This window comes from Amycolatopsis sp. NPDC114504, assembly GCF_055633595.1.
This window is the reverse complement of sequence record NZ_JBVKDU010000002.1, coordinates 69,326-91,815: the sequence shown is the minus strand read 5'-3', so window position 1 is coordinate 91,815 and position 22,490 is coordinate 69,326. Positions and strand designations below refer to the sequence as shown.

At 71.2% G+C, this 22,490-nt stretch carries 21 protein-coding genes; 13 read left to right on the top strand and 8 right to left on the bottom strand.

The genetic code is table 11. The features are described from left to right. The first annotated feature begins 629 nt into the window (after window positions 1–629). The 11 genes from ACZ7PG_RS11930 to ACZ7PG_RS11880 all read left to right on the top strand — a co-directional run bounded on the left by ACZ7PG_RS11930 (window position 630) and on the right by ACZ7PG_RS11880 (window position 14,666). Window positions 630–2,360, top strand: coding sequence for a DUF2207 domain-containing protein (locus ACZ7PG_RS11930; RefSeq protein ID WP_470239117.1), 1,731 nt, complete (start codon window positions 630–632; stop codon window positions 2,358–2,360). A gap of 17 nt (window positions 2,361–2,377) precedes the next feature. Next, entirely contained in the window at window positions 2,378–3,907 is a 1,530-nt protein-coding gene (locus ACZ7PG_RS11925) for a DUF2207 domain-containing protein (RefSeq protein WP_470239116.1), read from the top strand. A 63-nt stretch (window positions 3,908–3,970) separates the two neighbouring features. Further along, a complete protein-coding gene (locus tag ACZ7PG_RS11920) occupies window positions 3,971–5,263 on the top strand; it encodes a M16 family metallopeptidase (protein WP_470239115.1) in 1,293 nt (430 codons plus the stop codon). After that, entirely contained in the window at window positions 5,260–6,639 is a 1,380-nt protein-coding gene (locus ACZ7PG_RS11915) for a M16 family metallopeptidase (RefSeq protein WP_470239114.1), read from the top strand. The genes ACZ7PG_RS11920 and ACZ7PG_RS11915 overlap by 4 nt, the downstream gene beginning before the upstream one ends. Then, entirely contained in the window at window positions 6,639–7,658 is a 1,020-nt protein-coding gene (gene nudC / locus ACZ7PG_RS11910; protein ID WP_470239113.1) for an NAD(+) diphosphatase, read from the top strand. The genes ACZ7PG_RS11915 and nudC overlap by 1 nt, the downstream gene beginning before the upstream one ends. Window positions 7,659–7,935: 277 nt before the next feature. Next, the gene (locus ACZ7PG_RS11905) at window positions 7,936–9,177 is read left to right on the top strand and encodes an ROK family transcriptional regulator (RefSeq protein WP_470240734.1); all 1,242 of its coding nucleotides are present in this window, start codon (window positions 7,936–7,938) and stop codon (window positions 9,175–9,177) included. A gap of 24 nt (window positions 9,178–9,201) precedes the next feature. Further along, complete coding sequence (locus ACZ7PG_RS11900; RefSeq protein WP_470239112.1) at window positions 9,202–10,563, top strand: extracellular solute-binding protein; 1,362 nt, start codon at window positions 9,202–9,204, stop codon at window positions 10,561–10,563. Further along, window positions 10,560–11,552, top strand: coding sequence for a carbohydrate ABC transporter permease (locus ACZ7PG_RS11895; protein WP_470239111.1), 993 nt, complete (start codon window positions 10,560–10,562; stop codon window positions 11,550–11,552). Before ACZ7PG_RS11900 ends, ACZ7PG_RS11895 begins: the two co-directional genes overlap by 4 nt. After that, window positions 11,549–12,439: a carbohydrate ABC transporter permease gene (locus ACZ7PG_RS11890; RefSeq protein WP_364617005.1), complete on the top strand. Its 891-nt coding sequence runs from the start codon at window positions 11,549–11,551 to the stop codon at window positions 12,437–12,439. The genes ACZ7PG_RS11895 and ACZ7PG_RS11890 overlap by 4 nt, the downstream gene beginning before the upstream one ends. Further along, window positions 12,436–13,701: a 6-phospho-beta-glucosidase gene (locus ACZ7PG_RS11885; protein ID WP_470239110.1), complete on the top strand. Its 1,266-nt coding sequence runs from the start codon at window positions 12,436–12,438 to the stop codon at window positions 13,699–13,701. Before ACZ7PG_RS11890 ends, ACZ7PG_RS11885 begins: the two co-directional genes overlap by 4 nt. Further along, a complete protein-coding gene (locus ACZ7PG_RS11880; protein WP_470239109.1) occupies window positions 13,698–14,666 on the top strand; it encodes an N-acetylglucosamine kinase in 969 nt (322 codons plus the stop codon). Before ACZ7PG_RS11885 ends, ACZ7PG_RS11880 begins: the two co-directional genes overlap by 4 nt. Window positions 14,667–14,715: 49 nt before the next feature. Here the strand turns inward: ACZ7PG_RS11880 and ACZ7PG_RS11875 are convergent, their stop codons facing one another. From ACZ7PG_RS11875 to ACZ7PG_RS11860, 4 genes are all read right to left on the bottom strand, one after another. Next, the gene (locus tag ACZ7PG_RS11875; RefSeq protein ID WP_470239108.1) at window positions 14,716–15,228 is read right to left on the bottom strand and encodes an SRPBCC domain-containing protein; all 513 of its coding nucleotides are present in this window, start codon (window positions 15,226–15,228) and stop codon (window positions 14,716–14,718) included. Then, the gene (locus tag ACZ7PG_RS11870) at window positions 15,225–15,548 is read right to left on the bottom strand and encodes an ArsR/SmtB family transcription factor (protein WP_372672176.1); all 324 of its coding nucleotides are present in this window, start codon (window positions 15,546–15,548) and stop codon (window positions 15,225–15,227) included. Before ACZ7PG_RS11870 ends, ACZ7PG_RS11875 begins: the two co-directional genes overlap by 4 nt. Before the next feature lie 91 nt (window positions 15,549–15,639). Then, complete coding sequence (locus tag ACZ7PG_RS11865; RefSeq protein ID WP_470239107.1) at window positions 15,640–17,007, bottom strand: GntT/GntP/DsdX family permease; 1,368 nt, start codon at window positions 17,005–17,007, stop codon at window positions 15,640–15,642. Continuing rightward, window positions 17,004–17,498, bottom strand: coding sequence for a gluconokinase (locus ACZ7PG_RS11860; protein ID WP_470239106.1), 495 nt, complete (start codon window positions 17,496–17,498; stop codon window positions 17,004–17,006). The genes ACZ7PG_RS11865 and ACZ7PG_RS11860 overlap by 4 nt, the downstream gene beginning before the upstream one ends. A 102-nt stretch (window positions 17,499–17,600) precedes the next feature. On the opposite strand from ACZ7PG_RS11860, the gene ACZ7PG_RS11855 reads away from it, so the two are divergent. Together ACZ7PG_RS11855 and ACZ7PG_RS11850 are read left to right on the top strand one after the other, a co-directional pair. Further along, window positions 17,601–18,284, top strand: coding sequence for a FadR/GntR family transcriptional regulator (locus ACZ7PG_RS11855; RefSeq protein ID WP_470239105.1), 684 nt, complete (start codon window positions 17,601–17,603; stop codon window positions 18,282–18,284). A gap of 64 nt (window positions 18,285–18,348) precedes the next feature. Beyond that, window positions 18,349–19,239, top strand: coding sequence for a cobalamin biosynthesis protein CobD/CbiB (locus ACZ7PG_RS11850; RefSeq protein ID WP_470239104.1), 891 nt, complete (start codon window positions 18,349–18,351; stop codon window positions 19,237–19,239). Between the two features lie 3 nt (window positions 19,240–19,242). Here ACZ7PG_RS11850 and ACZ7PG_RS11845 read toward each other — a convergent pair whose 3' ends face one another. The 4 genes from ACZ7PG_RS11845 to ACZ7PG_RS11830 are packed head-to-tail and all read right to left on the bottom strand — an operon-like array spanning window position 19,243 to window position 22,368. Continuing rightward, complete coding sequence (locus tag ACZ7PG_RS11845; RefSeq protein ID WP_470239103.1) at window positions 19,243–20,307, bottom strand: TerD family protein; 1,065 nt, start codon at window positions 20,305–20,307, stop codon at window positions 19,243–19,245. A gap of 40 nt (window positions 20,308–20,347) precedes the next feature. Beyond that, on the bottom strand, window positions 20,348–20,965 hold the full coding sequence (locus tag ACZ7PG_RS11840) for an FMN-binding negative transcriptional regulator (RefSeq protein ID WP_470239102.1): 618 nt from the start codon (window positions 20,963–20,965) through the stop codon (window positions 20,348–20,350). 50 nt (window positions 20,966–21,015) lie between these two features. Next, window positions 21,016–21,846 carry an SURF1 family cytochrome oxidase biogenesis protein gene (locus ACZ7PG_RS11835; protein WP_470239101.1) on the bottom strand — a complete coding sequence of 277 codons (831 nt, stop codon included), beginning with the start codon at window positions 21,844–21,846 and terminating at the stop codon, window positions 21,016–21,018. 60 nt (window positions 21,847–21,906) lie between these two features. Continuing rightward, window positions 21,907–22,368: a low molecular weight protein-tyrosine-phosphatase gene (locus ACZ7PG_RS11830; protein ID WP_470239100.1), complete on the bottom strand. Its 462-nt coding sequence runs from the start codon at window positions 22,366–22,368 to the stop codon at window positions 21,907–21,909. Window positions 22,369–22,490: the final 122 nt, after the last annotated feature.

Sequence of the window (22,490 nt, the reverse complement as noted above, 5' to 3'; positions counted from 1 at the left end):
CCGGTTTGCGGTGCGCCGCCTCGCCCGGGGGCGCCATGCGGCGCTTGGCCGCCGGGGCCTTGCCCGGGCCTGCCGTGCGGTGCTTGGCCGCCGAGGCCTTGGCCGGATGTGCCGCCTTGGCCGGGCCCGCCGGCCGGGCCGTGTGGCGGCTGCCCCGGCTGGCCGCCGGAGGCTTGGCCGGGCGCGCCGCCGGGCCCTTGGGGCGATCCGGTCTGGAGTGTGCCGCCTTGCCCTGGCCCGCCAGCCGGGCCGTGCGGGGGCTGCCCCGGCTGCCCGCCGGGGAGCTGGCCGGGCGCTCCACCGGGCCCTGGACCGCCGGGCCCGCCGGCTGGGCCATGCCCCGGCTGCCCCGGCTGTCCACTTTGTCCCGGCCGCCCCTGCGGCAACGGCCGAACCCCAGGTGGCGGCAGCGGCCGGACTCCCGGCGGCGGCAGCGGGCCTCGCCCAGGCGGCGGCCGCCGTGGGTCGTGTGGGCCAGGACCGGAGCCAGGACCGGAGCCAGGACCCTGTGGGCCTTGCGTCATGAAAGCGGAACCCCCCGTGCGATTTCCCCGTCGGAAGCGGCGTACCTGCGGAGATCTCGCCGTTCCGGGCGTCAGCATAGAGCGGGTGCTCTAGGGTGTGGTGCTGTGTTGAGCAAATGGGGGACAGCCGCCGCGGTCGTCGTCGTGGCCTTGGTGAGCGCCGGGCCCGCCGCCGCGCAAACCGGGCCCTCCGCCGGGCCCGTCCTGCCGAACGCGCCCTCCGAACAGGTCAAGAAGCCCCAGCAGCTCAACGGCGAAAACGGCGAGAACGTCCAGCCGACCGAAGGGGCCACCGCCGATGTCGCCCTCAAGGTCCTGCGCGACGGCTCCCTCGAAGTCACCGAGAAGGTCACCGTCCCCGGTGGCAAGCAGCTGACCTCGCGCGTTCCCCTGAAGGTCTCGGCGGGCGACGACCAGGACCGCGTCTTCCAGGCCCGGAACATCAAGACCGACGGCGCCGCCACCAGCCAGCTCACCGGTGACCAGCTCGTCCTCACCTTCACCGGCGGCACGTCGACCGTGACGTTCACCGTCGACGGCGCCGTCGCCGACCAGAGCGGCCGGCAGCAAGCCCGCTGGCAGGTCGCGAGCGGCTTCGACGCTCCCGTCGCGAAACTCACCGCCTCCTTCCTCGCGCCGTCGCCGCGACTGTCCCCTGTGGACTGCTTCGCCGGCCCGATCGGCTCGAACCAGCGCTGCACCCTCGCCGAGCTCGACCACACCGGCGTCGTCCGCCTCGAACAGAACGACGTCCAGCCCGGCGACCGCGTCGACCTGCTCGTCGGCCTGCCCGCGAACACCGTCCCGGCCAACGCGAAGTTCGCCGACGTCGGCCTCTTCGCCACCGCTTTCGCCTTCACCCCGCTGACCGGCATCGTCTTCGCGCTCCTGCTTGTCTTCCTCATCGCCGGCGGGATCTTCGTCCAGCGCCGCCGCAAGGAGGACGCCGGCGCGCTCACCACCGCCACCGGGCCGGTCGAGGTCCTGCTCCGCGACGGCGACCGCGTCTTCTTCGCCAGCCCGGACGGCGTCCTGCCCGGCCAGGTCGGCACCGTCGTCGACGAGACCGTCGACGTCGTCGACATCAGCGCCACCGTCGTCGACCTCGCCGTCCGCAACTACCTGTGGCTGGCCGAGGTGCCCGGGCAGGACTGGCAGATCGCCCGCCGCAACCCGCCGGACGAGCACCTCCACGACTTCGAACGCGCCGTCTACGAGACGCTGCTGCCCGCCGGCACCGACGCGGTCCTCGTCTCGCAGCTGCGCGCCGGTGGCCGCCTCGACCTGCGCAAGATCAGCGACGCGATGTACGCCGACGTCGTCACCAAGCGCTGGTTCTCCCGCCGCCCGGACACCGCCCGCGGCCGGCTGACCTGGCTCGGCGCCGGCATCTTCGCGCTCGGCGCGGCCGCCACCGCGGTCCTCACCTTCACCGTCGGCGAAGCGCTGCTCGGCGTCGCGGTCGCGCTGGCCGGGCTGGCCGTCGCCGCGGCGGCCGCGTTGCTGCCCTCGCGCACCGCCCGCGGCCGGGTGCTCGTCGGCCAGGTCCGCGGCCTGCTCGACTACCTGCACACCGCCAAGGCCGAGGACATCCCGCCGGCCGACCGCGAGATGGTGTTCTCGCGCTCGCTGCCGTACGCGGTCGTCCTGGGCGACACCGAACGCTGGCTCGGCGCCTTCGCCACGCTCAACCCGGCGTCGGACGGCTCGGCCGGCCTCTACTGGTACGGCGGCATGGAGACCGAGCAGGACCTGCGCCGCTTCGGCACGCACTTCCCGTCGTTCCTGACGGCGCTCGACGGGCTGCTCACCGCGTCCGCCCGCGCGTCCCGCTGACCGTGCTCGCGGGAGCGGTGCTGGCGCTCTTCCTGGCCGCGGCGCCGGTGGGCGCGCAAGACCAGCCGCCGCTGCCGACCGTGCCGCAGAGCGCCGAGATCCAGCTGAAAGTCGAGCGGAACGGCGAACTCTCGGTCGCCGAAGCGATCTCCGTACCCAACGGCGTCACGATGGACCGCCGCGTCCCGCTGCGGGTCGCCGCGCCGCACCACCGCGATCGCGTCTACGGCGTCCGCGACGTCGTCCTCGAAGGCAGCGGCACGGCGAGCGTCGATCAGGACGCGTTCACCGTCCACCTCACCGCCGGCACCTCGATCGTCCGGTACACAGTGGACGGTGCGGTCGACGGGAACCGCGTCACCTGGGAGCTGGCCGGCGGCTGGAGCGCCGACCTGAAGTTCATCCGCGCCTCCTTCGCGGCGCCCAAGATCCCGACCGCCGTCGACTGCCTCGCCGGACCGCCGGACTCCGACTTCCAGTGCGGCGCGGCGCAGATCGACCACGCCGGTCTGACGCGGTTCAGCCAGCAGAACCTGGCCGCGGGACAGCGGATGACGACGACCGTCGAGCTGCCCGCGGGCACCGTCCCCGAGAACGCGGAGCTCGTCCCCGCCAAGACGATCGCCGGCGCGTTCGTGCTCACCGCCCCGGTCGGCTGGGCCTGGGCCGGTTTCGGCGCGCTGCTGCTGGTCGCGGCCGCGTTCGTGGCGTTCGCGCGTCGCCGTGACACCGGCGACCCGCCGAAGGCCGGCCTGATCGCGAAGAACGGCGAGTTCGCGTCCCCCGCCGGAGTGCTGCCCGGGCACACCGGGGCGCTGCTGCACGGTCGCGCCGGGCCCGCCGACCTGGCCGCGACCGTGCTCGACCTCGCCGTCCGCAACTACGTCTGGGTGAGCGACGGCTCCCGGCTGACCCGCCGCAACCCACCCGACGAGTACCTCACGGCGTTCGAGCGTGCCGTGTTCGAAGCCGTGCTCCCGGCGGAGACGGTGACTCTCGCCGAACTGCGGCAGCAGCACGTCGAAATCCCCCACGCGGAGCTGACGGCCGACCTCGCCGGCCGGGGATGGCTCGCGACCGGGCGGCTCCGGCGCACGGGGATCCGGGTCGTCTTCTACGGCGTCTTCCTGACCGTCCTGCTCGCGCTGACCGCCGGGTACGCCCAGCTCGGCGTCATCCTGATGCTGGCCGGGGCGGCCGCCGTCCTGACGTCGGCGGCGCTGCCGGCGCGACGTCGAGCGGGCGCCGAGGTCGCGCGCCGGCTCCGCGGTGTCGCCGAGGAGCTCGCCAAGACCCGGGCGAAGGACTTCGACAAGCAGCAACGGGAGCTGGTGTTCTCGCGCGGCCTGCCGTACGCGTCAGCTCTGGGCGAACTAGGCCCGTGGGTGGCCGCTTTCGCCGGCCTCGACCACCCGCCGCCGGTGTACTGGCACGACGGTGACATCGCCCCTGACCAGGCCGGATCCTTCGCGACGGCGCTCGCGGGCACGTTCGCCGCGGCCCGTCGTGGCCGCCTCCGGGACCTCGTGAGTGGGAAACCGGGTTAGAACACTGTTTCTCACTCACGAGGCGGGACGCGGGGAATGGGCCAGTCGTCGTAGGGTGGGGCCATGGCCGATCCCGAGCTCGTCCGATACACCCTAGACAACGGTCTGCGCGTGGTCCTCGCACCCGACGCGACCGCGCCGGTGGTCGGCGTCAGCGTGCACTACGACGTGGGTTTCCGCTCCGAGCCGGAGGGGCGCACCGGGTTCGCGCACCTCTTCGAGCACCTGATGTTCCAGGGCAGCGAGAGCTTGGAAAAACTCGCCCACTTCCGGCACGTGCAGTCCAGCGGTGGCACCTTCAACGGGTCCACCCACCCGGACTACACCGACTACTTCGAAGTGCTGCCGAGCGCCGCGCTCGAGCGCGCGCTGTTCCTCGAGGCCGATCGGATGCGGGCGCCGAAGCTGACCGCCGAGAACCTGGCGAACCAGATCGACGTCGTCAAGGAGGAGATCCGGCTCAACGTGCTGAACCGGCCGTACGGCGGGTTCCCGTGGATCACCCTGCCGCCGGTGCTGTACTCGACGTTCCCCAACGCGCACAACGGTTACGGCGGCTTCGAAGACCTCGAGAGCGCCACGGTCGAAGACTGCGCCGCGTTCTTCGACACCTTCTACGCGCCGGCGAACGCCGTGCTCACCGTGGCGGGCGACTTCGAGGTCGACAACGCCAAGAAGCTGATCGAGACGCACTTCGGCGACGTCCCGCACCGGCCCGCGCCGCAGCGCCCGTCCTTCGCCGAGCCGCTGCCGACCACCGAGCTGCGCGGCGAGGTCGAAGACCCGCACGCCCCGCTGCCCGCGCTCGGCATCGGCTACCGGATGCCGGACCCGATCAACGACATCGACGGCTACCTGGCCTACCTCGTGCTCGCCGGCGTCCTGACCGACGGCGACGGCTCCCGCCTGCAGCAGCGGCTGGTCCACAAGGAGCCGCTGGTCGTCGACATCGGCGCCGGCGCCGGGCTGTTCGGCCCGTTCGAGGCCCGCGACCCGGACACGTTCACCATCACCCTGATCCACCCGCACGAGGTGCCGCGCGAGCGCGTGCTCGCCGCGCTGGACGACGAGCTCGAGAAGATCGCCGGGAACCCGCCGGACGAGCAGGAGCTGCGCAAGGTCACCGCCCGCTGGACGGCGAGCCTGCACTCCGAGCACGACAGGCTGGTCTCCCGGACGCTCGCGCTCGGCTCGTTCGAGCTGCTCTACGGCGACGCGTCGCTGGTCTACCAGCTCGCGGACCGGATGTCCGCCGTCACCTCGGAAGCCGTTTCGGCGGCGGCGAAGGCGCTGCGCCCCGACGCGCGCGCCGTCCTGGTGGTCAAGCCCGCTTCGGAAGGGACCAACGAGCAGTGACTTCAGCAACGCACCGCAGCGCGGAGGAGATCGGCCGCACCGCGCGGGGGCCGCGCCCGCTGCCGCCGCTCGGCGAGCAGCGCGCCGCCGGCGATCTGTCCCATGTGGACACCGAGCTCTCGAACGGCCTGCGCGTGCTGGCCGTGCGCAAGGCGACCGTGCCGATGGTCGAGGCGCGGCTGTGGATCCCGTTCGCGGGTGACGACGCGCTGCACCCGGCGACGTCCGAGGTCCTCGCCGAGACGATCCTGACCGGCACCGCGCGCCGCAACCGCATCGAGATCGACGCCGAGCTGGCGCTGATCGGCGGCGACATCGGCGCCGGCGTCGACCCGGAACGCCTGGTGCTGACCGGATCCGCGCTCGCCGACAAGCTGCCGACGTTCCTCGACGTGCTCGGCGACGTCCTCACCGGAGCGACCTACGCCGACGACGAGATCGCGCGCGAGAAGGAGCGGCTGGTCGAGCGGATCGCCGTCTCGCGCACGCAGCCGCGCACGATCGCGCGGGAGGCGCTGCAGAAGCACCGCTACGGCGACCACCCCGCCACGCGCGAGGTGCCGAAGGCCGAAGACGTCGCCGTCGTGACGCCCGAGCAGGTCCGGGCGCTGCACCAGGCGTCGGTGCTGCCGCGCGGCGCGGTCATGGTGCTGGTCGGCGACATCGACCCGGCGGCGGTCATCGGCGAGCTGGAGAAGGTGCTCGGCGGCTGGGCGTCCGACCGTTCCGCGAACCGGCTGCCGCCGCTGCCGGAGCTGACCGGGCCGAGCGTCCTGCTGGTGCCGCGGGCCGGCGCCGTGCAGTCGCAGATCCGGCTTTCGGCGGAGACCGTGCCGCGCACCGACCCGGGTTACGCGGCGCTGCAGCTGGCGAACCTGGCCTACGGCGGGTACTTCTCGTCGCGGCTGGTGGAGAACATCCGCGAGAACAAGGGGTACACCTACTCGGCGCACTCCGGGTTCGAGTTCACCGACGGCACCGCGGTGGTCAACGTCGACGCGGACACCGCGACCGACGCGACCGCGCCGGCGCTGCTGGAGACCCGCTACGAGCTGGGCCGCCTCGGCCAGGTCCCGCCGGTCGGCGACGAGCTGGAGTCGGTGCGGCAGTACGCGATCGGGTCGCTGCTGACGTCGACGTCGTCGCAGTCCGGGCTGGCCGGCCAGGTGCTGGCGCTGGCGTCGACCGGGCTGGGCCTGGAGTGGCTCACCGAGCACCCGGCGCGGGTGGCGGCGGTGACGGCCGACGAGGTGGCCGAAGCGGCGCTGAAGTTCTTCGCCCCCAAGCGGTTCACCGGCGTGGTGGTCGGTGACGCGGCGGTGCTCGAGCGCAGGCTCCTGTCCCTCGGCGACGTCGTCGTGGGCGAGCCGGCCTGATGTCCGTCCCGTTCTCCCTCGGTGACCTGCCCACCCTGTCAAGGTCCACTGTGGACCGTCAGGAAGGCTTGCGCACCAACCCTTCGCGGCTGTTGTCGCGCTGGGCCGACGCCCGGGTCGTCCTCTTGGACGACACCGGGCGCACCCCGGTCGTCGAGGGCTCGTCGGTCTTGGCGTTCCGCAAGGCCGTCGACTTCGGCACGTCGCCGCCGGCGGACGCGGTGTTCCTGGGCGAGTGGCAGGACACGGACTACTGGTCGCTGCCGGGCGGCCCGTCGGGCGACGCCGGCACGGTGAAGATGGCGGGCAGCTGGGGCTTCGTCGAGGAGGTCCCGAGCGCGGACGGCGAGATCTGGGTCGAGCTGCGCGGGTACGGAGACCTGCTGGACGACACGTCGGCGGGCCTGTTCACGACGGCGCAGGCGCTGCGGAACTGGCGTCGTCAGGCGAAGTTCTGCACCCGCTGCGGCCACCCGACGGAGCTGATCCAGTTCGGCTGGGCGAGCAAGTGCACGAACGACGGGCGTGAGGAGTACCCGCGCACGGATCCGGCGGTGATCTGCCTGGTCCATTCTCTCGAGGGGACCAACGGATCCCACGTGCTGCTGGCCCGCCAGCCGATCTGGCCGGCCGGGCGGTATTCGGTGCTGGCGGGGTTCGTGGAGGCGGGGGAGTCGCTGGAGGCGTGCGTCCTGCGCGAGATCCGCGAAGAGGTGGGGGCGCGCGTGTCGGACGTCCGGTACCTCGGGAGCCAGCCGTGGCCGTTCCCGCGGTCGATCATGCTGGGGTTCACGGCCCGGGCGGATCGTGCTGCCTCCTTGGTGCCCGCCGACGGGGAGATCGAAGAGGCACTGTGGGTGTCGCGGGCCGAGGTGCGTGAGGCGTTCGCGAACAGCTCGCTGCGGAACGAAGGCGCTCGGCCGACACCGATCGCTGATGGGGCGGCGGAGATCATCTTGCCGGGGAACTCGTCGATCGCCCGCGTGATGCTCAAGGCCTGGGCGGACGCGGAGGAGTAACCACGCACGACCACGAACGGCCCCGGCGATCCGCCGGGGCCGTTCTGTTGCGTCCTGTGCACCGAAGGCACATTGGGGCGCATTGGCGGGCACGGTGAGCGCGGCGCAACTCGTTCACCGGTGTTTCCGCCACGTGGCCCAGTGCGACCCCAAGCGTTACCTGGCCGTTTCCGAAGCCCGTTGACGGCTGTGCCCCGGCTCACTACAGTCCTGCGAAACCGTCTGTAAAGTATCCTAATTAAGTCCGGAGGGACGAGTGCGAGCCGGTAGCCCGCGGATGCTGCGCGAGATCAACGATCGCGCCGCCATCGAGGTTCTCCTGCGTGAGGGCCCTTTGACGCGTGCTGAGCTCGAGCTCGCCATCGGGCTCTCCAAGCCCGCCACCGCGCAGCTCATCACCCGGCTCGAGCAGGACAACCTCGTCATCAAGGCCGGCGTCCGCGGTGGGGGACGCGGGCCGCGCGCCCAGCTCTGGGCCGCCAACGGCAGCCTCGCCTTCGTCGCCGCCGTGGACCTCACGCCGCACATCGCGGACTTCGTCGTCGCCGATGTCGCCGGGATCGTGCTCGCCGAGTACCGCACCCCGCTGCCCGTGCACGAAGGTGCCGATGTCGTCGGGACCTTCGGGGACGCCCTCCAGAAGGTCGCCGGGGAAGCCGGCCTGACCAGAACGCAGCTCGCCCACGTCGTCATCGGCGCTCAGGGGGCCTTCGACCCGCGGACCGGCCTGCTCTCCTCCGCCCCGCACATCCCCGGCTGGCTCGGCTTCGACGTCCCCCAGCGGCTCAGCGACGACCTCGGCGTCGACGTCCTCATCGAGAACGACGTCAACCTCGTCGCCGTCGAAGAGATGAGCGTCGGGCAGGCCCAGGACGTCGACGACTTCGTCATGGTGTGGCTGTCCGAAGGCGTCGGCGGCGCGGTCGTCATCGGGCGCCGGCTGCTGCGCGGTGCCACCGGCGGGGGCGGCGAGATCGACTGGATGCGCGTGCCCGACCCGGCCACCGTGGACACCGGTGACGTCTGGCCCGAGGCCGGCGCCCGGTTCGGCAACCTCGTCGACTCGCCCGCCGTCTGCCGGCTCGCCGCCGCGCACGGCGTCGAAGCCGAAACCGCCTGGGACGCCGTCGCGAAAACCGAGCCGGACCATCCCTTCCGGCACGACCTCGCGAGGCGCGTCGCCGGTGGTGTCGCGAACCTCGTCGCCGTCGCCGACCCGCAACTCGTGCTCCTCTGCGGTGACACCAGCCGCGCCGGCGGCGAGAGCTTCGCCGCGCTGGTGCAGGACAAGCTGCACGAACTCGTCCTGCCGCGCACGCCCGTCGGCTGCGCTTCGGTGCAGGGCAACGCCGTCCGCGCCGGCGCGCTGCAGTCCGCGCTGGCCACCGCCCGTGAGGACGTCTTCGGCGTCGTCACCCCCACACTCCTCGGGTCGCGCAGGCCCGCGGTCGGAGAGCCACTCGGCAAGACCCCGGAGGCCCTCCCGAACACCCGTTCCGCCCCGTCCCCAACCGAGTAGCCCCAACCGATGAGGAGGAGGGCCATGCCCCCTACCACCCGGACCCGCCGAGGCGCCCTGTTAGTGGTCGCCGCCGCGGCGTCCGTCCTGCTGACGAGCGCCTGCTCCGGCGCCGCCGCCCCGAGCGGCGGCGGTGACGCGGCCGCCGCGCCCGGCAAGGACGAAAAGCTCACGATCACCGTGTACTCCAAGTTCACCGACCGCGAGTACGGCGTGGTCACCGCGGGCCTCAACAAGCTCAAGGCGAAGTACCCGAACATCGAGATCAAGCACGAGGGCAACCAGGACGACGACAAGCTCACGCAGTCGATCCGCGGCGGCAACCCGCCCGACGTCGCGATCTCCTTCTACACCGACAACCTCGGTGCCTGGTGCTCCAACGGCAGCTTCCAGGACCTCAAGCCCTACATCGACCGCGACAAGATCGACCTCAACCAGATCCCCGAGGCGGTCCGCAACTACACCGAGTACCAGGGCAAGCGGTGCGCGATGCCGATGCTCGCCGACGTCTACGGCTTCTACTACAACAAGGACATGTTCGCGGCGAAGGGGGTCACCTCGCCGCCGAAGACCACGGACGAGCTGCTCGAGGACGCCAAGAAGCTGACCGAGTACAACGCGGACGGCTCGATCAAGGTCGCCGGCTTCCTGCCGTCGATGCCGTTCTACGCCAACCAGGCCCAGTACTGGGCGCCGAACTTCGGCGCGCCGTTCATCGGCCCGGACGGCAAGTCGGACCTCGCCACCAACCCCGGCTGGAAGGCGATGTTCGAGTTCCAGAAGAAGCTGATCGACGCGCTCGGCGGCCACGACAAGGTCGAGAAGTTCAAGGCCGGTCTCGGGGACGAGTACTCCGCCGACAACGGCTTCCAGAAGGGCAAGCTGGCGATGATCTACGACGGTGAGTTCCGCACCGCGTTCATCAAGGACCAGGCGCCGACCCTGAACTACGCCACCGCGCCCGCCCCGGTGCTCACCACCATGGCGGACAAGTACGGCAGTGCCTTCACCACCGGCACGATCATCGCGATCCCCAAGGGCGCCAAGAACCCCGGCGCGGCGTGGGAGCTGATCAAGCAGGTCACCCTGGACACCGACACCCTGGTGGACATGGCCAACGGCCTGAAGAACGTGCCCAGCACGAAGGCCTCGCTGACGTCGCCGCGCCTCGACCTGCAGCCGCAGTTCAAGACGTTCCTCGACATGTACGACAGCGGCAAGCTCGTGTCGAACCAGACCACGCCGATCGGTGACGCGCACCTCAAGGCGGTCAACGACTTCGCCGAGAAGTGGCAGGCCGGCTCGATCCCCGATCTGACCGAAGGCCTGAAGAAGGTGGATGCGCAGATCAACGACGAACTGAAGCAGAAGGGCGCGGGCGGATGACGTCCACGCTCGCGGAAAAAGCCCAGGGTTCCCCGGCCGCGCCTGCCAAGGCGCGGGCGGGGGCCCGCCGGGCCAAGCGCCGCCGGACCGTCTTCTTCTTCATGGCCCCGGCGCTCATCGGGTTCCTGGTCTTCTTCGGCTACCCGCTGATCGCCACGGTCTACTACTCCTTCACCAAGTACGACCTGATCAACCCGCCGCAGTTCATCGGGTTCGACAACTACGTCCGGATGTTCACCACCGAGCCGCTCGTCGGCGTCGCGGCGTACAACACGCTGTGGCTGGTGGTCATCCTGACGACGTGCCGGGTGGTGTTCTCGCTCGGCATCGCGTCGGTGATCTCCCGCCTCAAGTCGGGCGTGGGCCTGGTCCGGACGCTCTGCTACCTGCCGACCCTGGCCCCGCCCGCGGCGGCGACACTGGCGTTCGTCTTCGTGTTCAACCCCGAATTCGGGCCGGTGAACCGGTTCCTGCGGCTCATCGGCATCGACGGCGGGCTGTGGTTCAACAGCCCGGCCATGTCGAAGCCCGCGCTGACGCTGCTCGCGCTGTGGGGCTCCGGCGAGCTGATGATCATCATCCTGGCCGCGCTGCTCGACGTCCCGACCGAGCAGTACGAGGCCGCCGAGCTCGACGGCGCCGGCCCGGTCCGGCGGTTCTGGCACGTCACGCTGCCGTCGATCTCGCCGGTGCTGCTGTTCGGCGTGGTCAACTCGATCATCTACGCGCTGCAGTTCTTCACGCAGGCGATCGTGGCGGCCTCCGCGTCCGCGGGCACCGCCGACGTCGCCGGCAACTCGAAGCTCATCGGTGCGCCGCAGAACTCGACGCTGACGTACCCGATCTGGCTGTACGTCCAGGGCTTCCGCTATTTCAACATGGGTTACGCGGCGGCGATGGCGGTGCTGCTGTTCATCGTGAGCGCGGGCTTCACCTGGATTCTCGTCAGGCAGCTGCGCAAGTCCCAGCACCAGGAGGAGGGGGCATGACCGCACTGGCCGAAGCGCCGCAGAAACCGGCGGGCGTGCCGCCGCGGGTGCGGTTCAAGCGGACCTGGGACAAACGGCTGTCCTGGATCGCGCTGCACGCGACCGGGATCGCCCTCGGCGTGATCTTCATGCTGCCGCTGCTGTTCGTGTTCCTCACCGCGGTGATGAAGAGCGACCAGGCGATGACGGCGAGCCTGTGGCCGACCGAATGGCACTTCGAAAACTTCGTCACGGTGTTCAAGAAGGCGCCGCTGCTGGAGTACTTCGGCAACAGCCTGCTGTATTCGGCGCTGGCGACCATCGGCGCGCTGCTTTCGGCGATCCCGGCGGCGTACGCGCTGGCGAAACTGCGGTGGCGCGGGCAGAACCTGTTCTTCATGCTCACGGTCGCCGCGATGATGCTGCCGCCCCAGGTCACCATCGTGCCGCTGTACGACCTGTGGGTCCGGATGGGCCTCACCGGCACGCTGGTTCCGCTGATCGTGCCGTACTTCTTCTTCGACGCGTTCTCGATCTTCCTGCTCCGCCAGTTCTTCCTCACCATTCCGAAGGACTACCTCGAAGCGGCGAAGATCGACGGCTGCAACGAGTTCCAGGCGATGTACCGGGTGCTCATCCCGATGGCCAAGCCCGGGATCGCGGCCACCGCGATGTTCTGCTTCCTGTTCACCTGGAACGACTACTTCGGGCCGCTGCTCTACACGGGCGAAAACCAGGACCACTGGCCGCTTTCGCTGGCGATCGCGTCCTTCCGCGGCATGCACCACGTCGAGTGGAACATGACGATGGCGGCGACCGCGCTGATCATGGCGCCGGTGATCGTGCTGTTCATCTTCGCGCAGAAGTCGTTCGTCAAGGGCATCACATTCACGGGAGTCAAGGGATGAAGCTGGCAGTCGTCGGTGGCGGGTCCACCTACACGCCGGAGCTGATCGACGGGATCGCCGGCCGCCGCTCCACTTTGGACGTCGACGAGATCGTGCTGGTCGACCCGGACGCCTACCGCGTCGAAGCGGTCGGCGGGTTCAGCCAGCGCATCCTCGACCACGCCGGGCACCCGGCGCGGGTGCGGACCACGCAGTCGCTGGAAGAGGGCGTCGACGGCGCGTCGGCGGTGCTGATCCAGCTGCGCGTCGGCGGGCAGCGGGCGCGGCGCTCCGACGAGACGTTCCCGCACGCCTGCGGCTGCGTCGGCCAGGAGACGACCGGTGCGGGCGGGCTGGCGAAGGCGCTGCGCACGGTGCCGGTGGTGCTCGACATCGCCGACCGCGTCCGCAAGATCGCCGGTGACGACACGTGGATCGTCAACTTCACCAACCCGGTCGGCATCGTGACCCGCGCGCTGCTCAACGAGGGCCACCACGCGGTCGGGCTGTGCAACGTCGCGATCAACCTGCAGCGCCAGTTCGGGAAGCTGCTCGGCGTCGGCGCGGACGACGTCAAGCTCGTCCACACCGGACTGAACCACCTGAGTTGGGAACGCGGTGCGCTCGTCGACGGCGCCGACCGGCTGCCGGAGCTGCTGGACCAGCACCTCGACTACCTCTCCAACGAGGTCAGCGTGCCGGAGAAGTGGTTGCGGCGGATGAACGTCGTGCCGTCGTACTACCTGAAGTACTTCTACGCGCACGACGAGCAGGTCACCAAGCAGCGCACCGAACGGCCGCGCGCGGACGTCGTGTCCGACGTCGAGGAAGAGCTGCTGAAGATCTACCTCGACCCGGAGCAGAACACCAAGCCCGAGTCGCTGGAGAAGCGCGGCGGCGCGTACTACTCGGAAGCCGCGGTGCAGCTGGTGCACGCGCTGACCGCGGGCGGACCGGCCGAGGAGCACGTGGTGAACGTCCGCAACGACGGCACGTTCCCGTTCCTGCCGGACGACGCCGTCATCGAGGCACGGTCCACTGTGGACTCCAACGGTGCGACGCCGATCGCGCAGACGCCGGTGGAGCCGCAGTTCTCCGGCCTCATCGCGGCGACGACGGCGTACGAATTCCTCGCGCTGGAGGCGGCGGTCAAGGGCGGCCGCGACCGCGTCGCCGACGCACTCCTGGCGCACCCGCTGGTCGGCCAGTACACGAAGGCCGACACGCTCGCCGATTCGCTGGTGCAGATCAACCGCGAGTACTTGCCCTGGGCGCGCGGATGAGGCCTGCCATCATCGCTATCGACGGCGGCAACAGCAAGACCGAGGTCCTCGTGATCTCGGAAGACGGCGTGGTGCTGGGCAAGTCCCGCGGGCCCGGCGCGTCGCCGCAGAACATCGGCGTCGCGGCCTGCGTCACGGCGCTGGAAGGCTTGGTGCTGGAGGCTTTTCCCGAGTTCGGGGAGAAGCCGTGCGCGGTCCACACCTCGGCGTACCTGGCCGGGCTGGACTTCCCGCGTGAGGAGGAGGCGCTGCACGCGGCGCTCGCGGCGCGTGGCTGGAGCGACACCCTGACGGTCGGGAACGACACCCTCGCGCTGCTCCGGGCGGGCAGCGCGGGGGTGGGCGTCGCGGTGGTGTGCGGGGCCGGGATCAACGGCGCCGGCGTCGGCCCGGACGGCCGCGTGCACCGCTTTCCCGCGCTGGGCAAGATCTCCGGCGACTGGGGCGGCGGCTACCGGCTCGGCGAGGAGGCCCTGTGGTGGGCCGTGCGCGCCGAGGACGGCCGCGGCCCGCGGACCGCGCTCGAGGCGGCCGTGGCCGGGTTCTTCGAGAAGCAGACGCTGCTGGACGTCGTGCAGGGCCTGCACTTCGAGGAGATCGACGCGGCCTCGATCCACGGGCTGTGCCCGCTGCTGTTCGAGGTGGCGGCGGCGGGCGACGAGGTCGCGTCGGACATCGTCAGCCGGTTCGTCGAAGAGGTCAGCGTGTTCGCGGCGGTGATCCTGCGGAACCTGGACCTGACGGCGGACGCGCCGGAGATCGTCCTCGGCGGCGGGGTGCTGACCGGGGTCGGCGCGCCGGTGATCGCGGAGATCGAGCGGCGGTGCCTGAAGGTCGCGCCGCGTGCGGTGGTCCGCGTCGTCGACGTGAACCCCGTGGTGGGAGCGGCTTTGTTCGGACTGGACACGCTGGGCGCGTCGGACGCCGCGAAGGCGTCGCTGAAGGCAGCGACCCAGCGCGCATAGACCTGGTGGCCTGCCTCGAAGCGGCGCGAGGCAGGCCACCAGACCCTTTTCACGGCGCGGGGACCAGGATTTCCCCGGTCTCCAGCAGCGACTTGAGGTCCGACAGGATCCAGTCCCAGCCGCCACCGGCGTTCTCGCCCGGCCCGGCGTTGACGTCTTCGTGCACCCCGGCGACCATCTCGGCGGTCAGCGGCGCGCCGGTGAGGTCGTGCGTGACGGTCAGTCTGGTGCCGGCGGTCTTCGTCGCCTCGATGTCGTAGGTGAGCGTCGTGTAGGGCTCGGCGTCCATCCCTTCGGTGCCCATGAGCAGTTTCCAGGTGATGACGAGCTTGCGCGGCGGATCGACCTCGAGGACTTCGCCGTCGACGAGGTCACCGGTGATCCCGGCGTCGATGAACTCCTGCGTCGCGCGGGTGCGGTGCTTGCCGCCGACCTTGAGGTCGAAGTCGGCGAGGCCGGTGTAGCCGTACTTCTGCGTCCACTCGGGCTTGGTGATGGCTTCCCAGATGCGCTCCGGGGTGGCCTTGATGTAGACGCGGTGGACCTGCACGGTGGTCGTCATGGTTCTTCGCCTTCCAGTTCGTTCTTGAGGTCGAGCAACGCGGTGACGTGGCGTTCGGTGTACTTGTCGATCCACCGGTCGTGGATCTGCCGGATGGGCACGGGGTTCAGGAAGTGCAGCTTTTCCCGCCCTTCCTTCCGCGCGACGACGAGCCCGGCCTCTTCCAGGAGCTTCAGGTGCTTCATGACGCCGAAGCGGGTCATGTCGACCTGGGTTTCCAGCTCGGTGAGCGTGCGGCCGTCGCGCTCGAAGAGCAGGTCGAGCAGGAACCGGCGGGTCGGATCCGCCAGCGCCTTGAACACCAGGTCGTCGTCGGGCACGTCGACGAGAATAGGTGACCAAAAGGTCACATGTCAACGGACGAAGAAGGCCGCCACCCTCGCCAGGTGGCGGCCTTCTTCGGACCAAGCGCTAGACGATCAGCGACAGCGGCAGGATCAGCGCGATCGCCACCACCGAGATCAGCGTCTCCATCACCGACCAGCTCTTCAGCGTCTGCCCGACCGACAGCCCGAAGTACTCCTTCACCAGCCAGAACCCGGCATCGTTGACGTGCGAGAAGAACAGCGACCCCGCGCCGATCGCGAGGACCAGCAACGCGCTCTGCGACGGGTCCATCCCCGCCGCCAGCGGTGCGACGATGCCCGCCGCCGAGACCGTCGCCACCGTGGCCGAGCCCGTGGCCAGCCGGATCGCCACCGCCACCAGCCAGCCCAGCAGCAGCGGGGACAGGTTCGCGTCCTTGGCCAGGCCCGTGATGACGTCGCCGACGCCCGCGTCGACCAGGGTCTGCTTGAAGCCGCCGCCCGCGCCGACGATCAGCAGGATGCCCGCGATCGGGCCCAGCGAGTCACCGACCACAGTGGACAGCTTTTCGCGGCCGAGACCCGCCGGGCGGCCCAGCAGCACCATGCCCACCAGCACCGCCGCCAGCAGCGCGATCAGCGGGTCGCCGATGAAGTCCAGGACCTTCCGGGCGCCGTTGTCCTTGGCCAGCAGGATGTCCGAGAGCGCTTTCGCCAGCATGAGCACGACCGGCAGCAGCACCGTCGTCAACGTCGCCGCGAAGCTGGGACGCGGCTTGTCCGGGTCCGCCCGCTCGGGGATCAGCCGCTCGGGCGGGGCCGCGTCCGGGACGAGCCGGGCCGCCAGCTTGCCGAACAGCGGGCCCGCGATGACCAGCGTCGGGATGCCGACCAGCAGGCCGAACGCCAGCGTGACCCCGACGTTCGCGTTCAGCGCGCCCGCCGCGGCGAGCGGGCCCGGGTGCGGTGGGACCAGGCCGTGCAGCACCGACAGGCCGGCGACGGCCGGAATTCCCAGCAGCATCAACGGTTTCCCGGTGCGCTTGGCCGCGAGCAGCACCACCGGGATGAGCATGACGAGCCCGATCTCGAAGAACATCGGCAGCCCGATCAGCGCCGCGACCAGCGCCATCGCCCAGGGCAGCGCGGCGCCCTTGGCCTTGCCCAGCACGGTGTCGACGATCTGGTCCGCGCCACCGGAGTCGGCCAGCAGCTTGCCCAGCATCGCGCCCAGCGCGATCAGGATGCCGACGGACGCGACCGTGCTGCCGACGCCGGCGGAGAACTTCTTGATGACGTCGGCGATCGGCATCCCGGCGGTCAGGCCGAGCACGAGCGAACCGAGCACCAGCGACAGGAACGGGTGCAGCTTCACCTTCGTGATCAGCACGACGATGACGGCGATCGCGGCGACGGTCGCGGTGATCAGCCGGGTGTCGTGGCCGGTCCAGGCGGCCGCGAGGACGGTGGTCATGAACGCTCCCGGAAGGCGGTGAGGGCGGCCTCGGTGATCTCGGCCGGTGTTTCGCGGATGTCGAAGACGGCGCCGGGCTCGTCCGGCTCGAGGGGTTCGAGGTCGGCGAGCTGGGAGTCCAGCAGCGACACCGGCATGAAGTGGCCGGAGCGGGACTTCATTCGCTCGGCGAGGATCTCGCGATCACCCTTCAGGTGGGCGAACCAGACGTTCCCGCCGGTCCGCAGCACGTCGCGGTACCGGCGCTTGAGCGCGGACGACGTCACGACCCCGCCGGACGCCTGGTGCTCGCGGATCCAGCCGGCGATGGCCTCGAGCCAGGGCGCGCGGTCCTCGTCGGTCAGCGGGTGCCCCGCGGTCATCTTGTCGATGTTGGCCTGCGGGTGGAACGTGTCCGCCTCGGCGTACTCGACGTCCAGCGCGGTCGCGAGTCCCGTGCCGATCGTCGTCTTGCCGGAGCCTGACACCCCCATCACCACGATGACGGTCATCCGCACCTCCCACGTCGTTGTGCCCAGGTGAGTCAAACTAAAAAGTACTACTTATTCAAGATGAAGTACTACTTAATCGAATCAGACGACTAGGTTGGCCGAGTGGGACACGAGCAGGTATTGGACGCCCTCGGCGCGTCGATCGCCAACGGAGCGCTGCCACCAGGCACCGTCCTGCGCTCCGAAGAGCTTCAAGAGCGCTTCGGCGCTTCGCGGACGGTGGCGCGCGAAGTCGTCCGAGTGCTGGAGACGATGCGGCTGACCAGCAGCAAGCGCCGGGTCGGCGTGATCGTCCGGGAGCCGGCCGAGTGGAACCACTACGACCCGCGGCTGATCCGCTGGCAGCTCGACGGCCCGGCGCGCCCGGCGGCGCTGGCGACGCTGAACGAGCTGCGGTCGGCGATCGAGCCGTGCGCGGCGCGGTACGCGGCCCTGCGCGCGACGCCGGAGGAGCGCGGCCGCCTCGGCGCGCTGGGGGAGCGGCTGGCGCGGACGGCCCGGGCGCGCGACCTCACGACGTTCCTCGAGTTCGACATCGCGTTCCACGACCTGCTGCTCGGCGCGTCCCGGAACCCGATGTTCGCGCAGCTGTCCGAGGTCGTCGCGGAGGTGCTCACCGGGCGGACCGGGCACGGGCTGATGCCGCCGGAGCCGCAGCCCGATGCCGTGGCGCTGCACCTGGAGGTGGCCGCGGCGGTGGCGGCGGGCGACGCGGACCGGGCGGAGCGGGCGATGCGCGACATCGTCGTCCAGGCGCGCGAGGAGATCGCGGCGCTGGTCGAGTAAGGCGGTGTCCCGAGGGCGAGTAGCCTGCCTCGGGAACTGGACTTTCTTCTGCCGGGGGGCACGGGTGAGCGCGGCGCGCGCGATCGGACTGGTGTTGGGCGTGGCGGCCGACGGTGCCCTCGGCGACCCGCGCCGCCGGCCTCCGGTGACGGCGTTCCGGCGGCTCCCGCAGGGCCCGGCGATCGTGGTGGCCGGCGCCGTGGTGGCCGGCGGTCTCCTGCTCGAGCGCGCCGGCCGCGGCCGCCCGCTGGTGCAGGCGACGGCGACGGCGGTGTCGACGTGGGCGGTGCTCGGTGCCGCCGGGCTGGCCCTGCAGGGCACGGAGCTGGCGCGCGACCTCGAGGAGTCCCGCTTCGACCCGGCGCGCGCGACACTGTCCGAACTGGACCCCCGCGTGGCCGACGGCCTGGAGCTGGTGGGGCTGTCGCGGGCCTCGGTGGAGACGCTGGCGGAGAACACGTCGGACGCGGTCGTGGCGCCCCTGGTCTGGGGCGCGGTGGCGGGGGTCCCGGGCCTGCTCGGCGCGCGGGCGGTGAGCCTGCTCCGCGGGTCGCGCCTGGGACGTCAGGGCCACTGGGCGATCGACCGGCTCGACGAGCTGGTCCACCTGGTCCCGACCCGCGTGGCGGCCGGCTTGACGGTACTGGCGGCCCCGGTGGTCGGCGGTTCGGCGGGCGGAGCGTGGCGCGCTTGGCGCCGCGACACGATCGCCCACCCGAGCCCGAACGCGGGCCGCGTGGAGGCGGCCTTCGCGGGAGCACTGGAGGTCCGCGTCGGCGGGCGGACGGTCTACCCGCACGGAGTGGCGGAGCTGCCGGTGCTGGGCGTGGGGCGGAACCCGGACGCGGGGCATGTGACGCGGGCGGTGGAGCTGTCCCGGGTGGTCGGGTGGCTGGCCGGGGTGACGTCGGTGGTGCTCGCGGTGGTCGCCGGGCTCTGGCGCCGCTCGCGCTGATCGTCACCAGCCCCGGTGGTCGCGCGCTTCCGGGTGGAAGGACCAGCCACGCCGGTCGCGGCGCAGCGAGCCCCAGACCGCCGAGGTGCCGTCGGAGAGGCCGTCAGGCCCGTGGCCGGCCGGCACGACGCCGTCCGGACCGACGAGCCGGAGGTACGGGTCCTCGATCAGCGCGAAGCTCAAACCGCGGGTGGCGGCGTCGTAGATGGTCACGACGAACTCGATCTTCCGCACGTCGGCGTCCAGTTCGCGGAACGAGATCCGGATCAGGTCCTCGTTCGCGTCCTCGTCCCGCCGCGCCTGCCGGATACCGCCGCAGGGGCTGCGCACGTTGTTGAAGAAGACGTCGTAGCCGTCGAGCGCGGTGCCGTCGGCGCCGTACCCGATCGCGGCGGCGTCGAGGTCGATCTCCGCGAACAGGCTCTCGGCGAGCTGCCACCCGAACTCGACGTCCAGCGAGTCGAGCCGCGGCAGCCGGACCGGCGCCGGCTCGCCCGGAGCGCCCGGCTCGACGCGGAACACGCCCACGGCGATTTCGTGCGAGCGCGCGCGAACCCTGGGCGCCAGCCCCGGCGGCCAGATCGTCTTCGCCGTCCACACGATGCCCCGCAGCCGGCGCAGGTCACCGGTCCCCGGCTGGGAAAGCTCACGACTCGACAGGCCGAAGCCGGACAGATCGAGGTCCGACAGGTCGGCCGTGATCCCCGCGACCGCCGCGGCCAGCCGCGACCTGAGGTCCGCCACCACAGCCCGTTCGACCGCCTGACCCGAGTCGCGGGCCCGGACCAGGGTCGCGTACCGGTTGCCCAGCAGGGGCAAGCCGGCCGCGATGTCCAGCGCGCATCGGGCGGCCGGTTCGAGGTGCGGCCCCGCATCGTGACGGTGTGCGGTCGCGCGCAGCTCCGCGGCGAAAGCACGCGCTTGCGCCCGGATCTCCGCTCTGCGCCGGTCGATGACGACCTCACCCAGCGCGCGGTCGAGCACCCGGGCGGTGGCGCGGATCCGTTCGAGCTCGTGGAAGAGCGCGGCCGCTCCACGCGGCCCGGGCCGGATTCCCCAGTGCGTCATGCACCGGATCCTGCCCGGCTCCGGCGGGGTGGGGTCCCCGTCAGGCGCGCCGGCGCAGCTGCGTCAACGCCTCCGCGTCCAGCCGGCCACCGCGCTCGGCCAACCGGGAACCGATCCGCTCCCGGTCTTCGGCCGTCTTGTTGCCGCCGAACTTGAACTTCGCCCGCACGCCCGTGATCGTGAACTCGATCCCGCGGATCCCCGGCAGCAACCGCCGGTCCGAAGACTCCGGCGCGGCGCTGACCCGCGCTCGTGCGCCGTCGGTCTCGAAGTGGCGCAACTGCTTCTCCAGCAACGCGGCCTTCGCTTCCGGGTCGTCGACCAGCCGTACGTCCCCTTCGAGCTGCACCGTCGCGTAGTACGACGTCGGGACGCCGAAGGCCGGGTCCGCCGTCGTGTTCCAGTCCGCGCGGACGTACGTGTAGTCGTCGACCACCGTCAGCAGCGCTCGCGGGTGCTCCTCCAGGAGCGGCCAGATCGGGTTCGGCCGCGCCAGGTGCGTCAACACCGTGCGGTCGCCGTCGAACGCGAAGTGCGCCGGGGTCACCACCGGCAGGTCGCGGCCCGTGCCGCCGGCGATCAGCTGGCCGAAGTCGTGCGTGGACAGCCATTCGCGCCATTCGTCGTCCGAAGCGGCGTCCCACGGGTGGATCAGCATGATCCCAGTGTCACGCCGACAAGTGGCCCGGAAGAAGGGCCAATAACGAGCTACTTCTGATGGCCACTTTCGGCCAGCTCGTCTTCGGCGAGGATCTCCGCGACGGACTTCCGGCGCGTCGGCGCCTCCTCGGAGACGAGCGCGCCACCCGGCTTCAGCTCACGCACCGTGAAGTACAGCCAGCCCAGCAGCGCCATCGCGCCGAACGCGATCCACTGCAGCGCGTACGACAGGAACGGCCCCGAATCGGTCTGCGGCAGCGGCAGCGCGCCCAGCACGCCGGGCTGGTTCGTGTCGAGCTGGAAGTACCCCGGCCGGATGTCGAGCTTCCCCGCCCGCGCGACCACCCGCGAGTCGACGACGTAGCTCTGCAGCTGCCCGCCGGTCGAGGCGTCGGCGAACGCGTCCCGGTTCTTCGGGTCGGTCTCGTCGGCGCGCGCCCGGGCCGTCACGGAAACGGTCCCGGCCGGCGGCGGCGCGTACGGCAGCACGCCGGACTTGCTGTCGAGCCGGACGTACCCGCGGTCGACCAGGACGACCGTGCCGTCGGTGGTCCGCAGCGGCGTCAGCACCTCGAAGGCGCCCTCGCCCTGGACGGTCCGCAGCCGCGCGACGACTTCCTTGTCCGCGAGGTACTGGCCGGTGATCGAGACGAGGTGCCATTCCGTGTGCTGGTCGGGCGCGCTTCCCGGCGGCAGCAGCTGCGTCAGCGGCAGGGGCGGCGCGGTGAACGACGCCTCTAGCGCGGAGTTCTGCTCGAGGCGTTCGGTGTTGCGGCTGAACTGCCACGGTGAAAGCAGCGTGAAGCAGCAGATGGCGAAGGTGAACACCACCACCGTCAGCGCCAGCCACCCGGGCTTGAGCAGGAACCTCAACCGCACCCCACCACGGTAGGCCGTGCCCAGCCCCGGCCGCCCGCCGACCTCCGTCACCTGTGACTTCTACCCGCGCGAACGCACCCAATCCAGCAAACCGGGCACCGAGCGTTCGATCATGCCGAGGACGTCTTCGAAGCCGTCGTCACCGCCGTAGTAGGGGTCCGGGACTTCGGCGCCTTCGGGGGCCGACGGGTCGAACGACCGCAGCAGCCGCACCTTCGCGGGGTCGTCGACGCGGGACCGCAGGAACTCCGCGTGCCCTTCGTCGGCGGCCAGCAGCAAGTCGGCGCCGAGGTCTTCGTCCGAGACTTCGGAAGCGACGTGCGCGGTCGGGTAGCCGTGGGCTTTGAGCGTGGCCCGAGCGCGTTTGTCGGCGGGTTCCCCTTCGTGCCAGCCGCCGGTGCCGGCACTGGACACGCGGACGGCGTCGGCCAGGCCGGCGTCGTCGAGGTGGGCGCGGAACACGAGCTCGGCCATCGGGGAGCGGCAGATGTTGCCGGAGCAGACGAAGACGAGGTGCGTCACCTCGCGAGCGTAACCGGCCGGTTCACCCGGTCACCCGCTCGCTCGGCGGTACCCGCTCACCGCCGCGGCCACTTAGCGTCGTTTGCGCGAGGACGCGAACCGGAAGGAAAGCGATCATGCAC

What these genes read in the sequence shown, in the direction of transcription:
- ACZ7PG_RS11920 (WP_470239115.1), top strand. Translation starts at nt 3,971, where the DNA reads ATGGCCGATCCCGAGCTCGTCCGATACACCCTAGACAACGGTCTGCGC.
- nudC (WP_470239113.1), top strand. Translation starts at nt 6,639, where the DNA reads ATGTCCGTCCCGTTCTCCCTCGGTGACCTGCCCACCCTGTCAAGGTCC.
- ACZ7PG_RS11905 (WP_470240734.1), top strand. Translation starts at nt 7,936, where the DNA reads ATGCTGCGCGAGATCAACGATCGCGCCGCCATCGAGGTTCTCCTGCGT.
- ACZ7PG_RS11900 (WP_470239112.1), top strand. Translation starts at nt 9,202, where the DNA reads ATGCCCCCTACCACCCGGACCCGCCGAGGCGCCCTGTTAGTGGTCGCC.
- ACZ7PG_RS11895 (WP_470239111.1), top strand. Translation starts at nt 10,560, where the DNA reads ATGACGTCCACGCTCGCGGAAAAAGCCCAGGGTTCCCCGGCCGCGCCT.
- ACZ7PG_RS11890 (WP_364617005.1), top strand. Translation starts at nt 11,549, where the DNA reads ATGACCGCACTGGCCGAAGCGCCGCAGAAACCGGCGGGCGTGCCGCCG.
- ACZ7PG_RS11885 (WP_470239110.1), top strand. Translation starts at nt 12,436, where the DNA reads ATGAAGCTGGCAGTCGTCGGTGGCGGGTCCACCTACACGCCGGAGCTG.
- ACZ7PG_RS11880 (WP_470239109.1), top strand. Translation starts at nt 13,698, where the DNA reads ATGAGGCCTGCCATCATCGCTATCGACGGCGGCAACAGCAAGACCGAG.
- ACZ7PG_RS11875 (WP_470239108.1), bottom strand. Translation starts at nt 15,228, where the DNA reads ATGACGACCACCGTGCAGGTCCACCGCGTCTACATCAAGGCCACCCCG.
- ACZ7PG_RS11865 (WP_470239107.1), bottom strand. Translation starts at nt 17,007, where the DNA reads ATGACCACCGTCCTCGCGGCCGCCTGGACCGGCCACGACACCCGGCTG.
- ACZ7PG_RS11860 (WP_470239106.1), bottom strand. Translation starts at nt 17,498, where the DNA reads ATGACCGTCATCGTGGTGATGGGGGTGTCAGGCTCCGGCAAGACGACG.
- ACZ7PG_RS11845 (WP_470239103.1), bottom strand. Translation starts at nt 20,307, where the DNA reads ATGACGCACTGGGGAATCCGGCCCGGGCCGCGTGGAGCGGCCGCGCTC.
- ACZ7PG_RS11840 (WP_470239102.1), bottom strand. Translation starts at nt 20,965, where the DNA reads ATGCTGATCCACCCGTGGGACGCCGCTTCGGACGACGAATGGCGCGAA.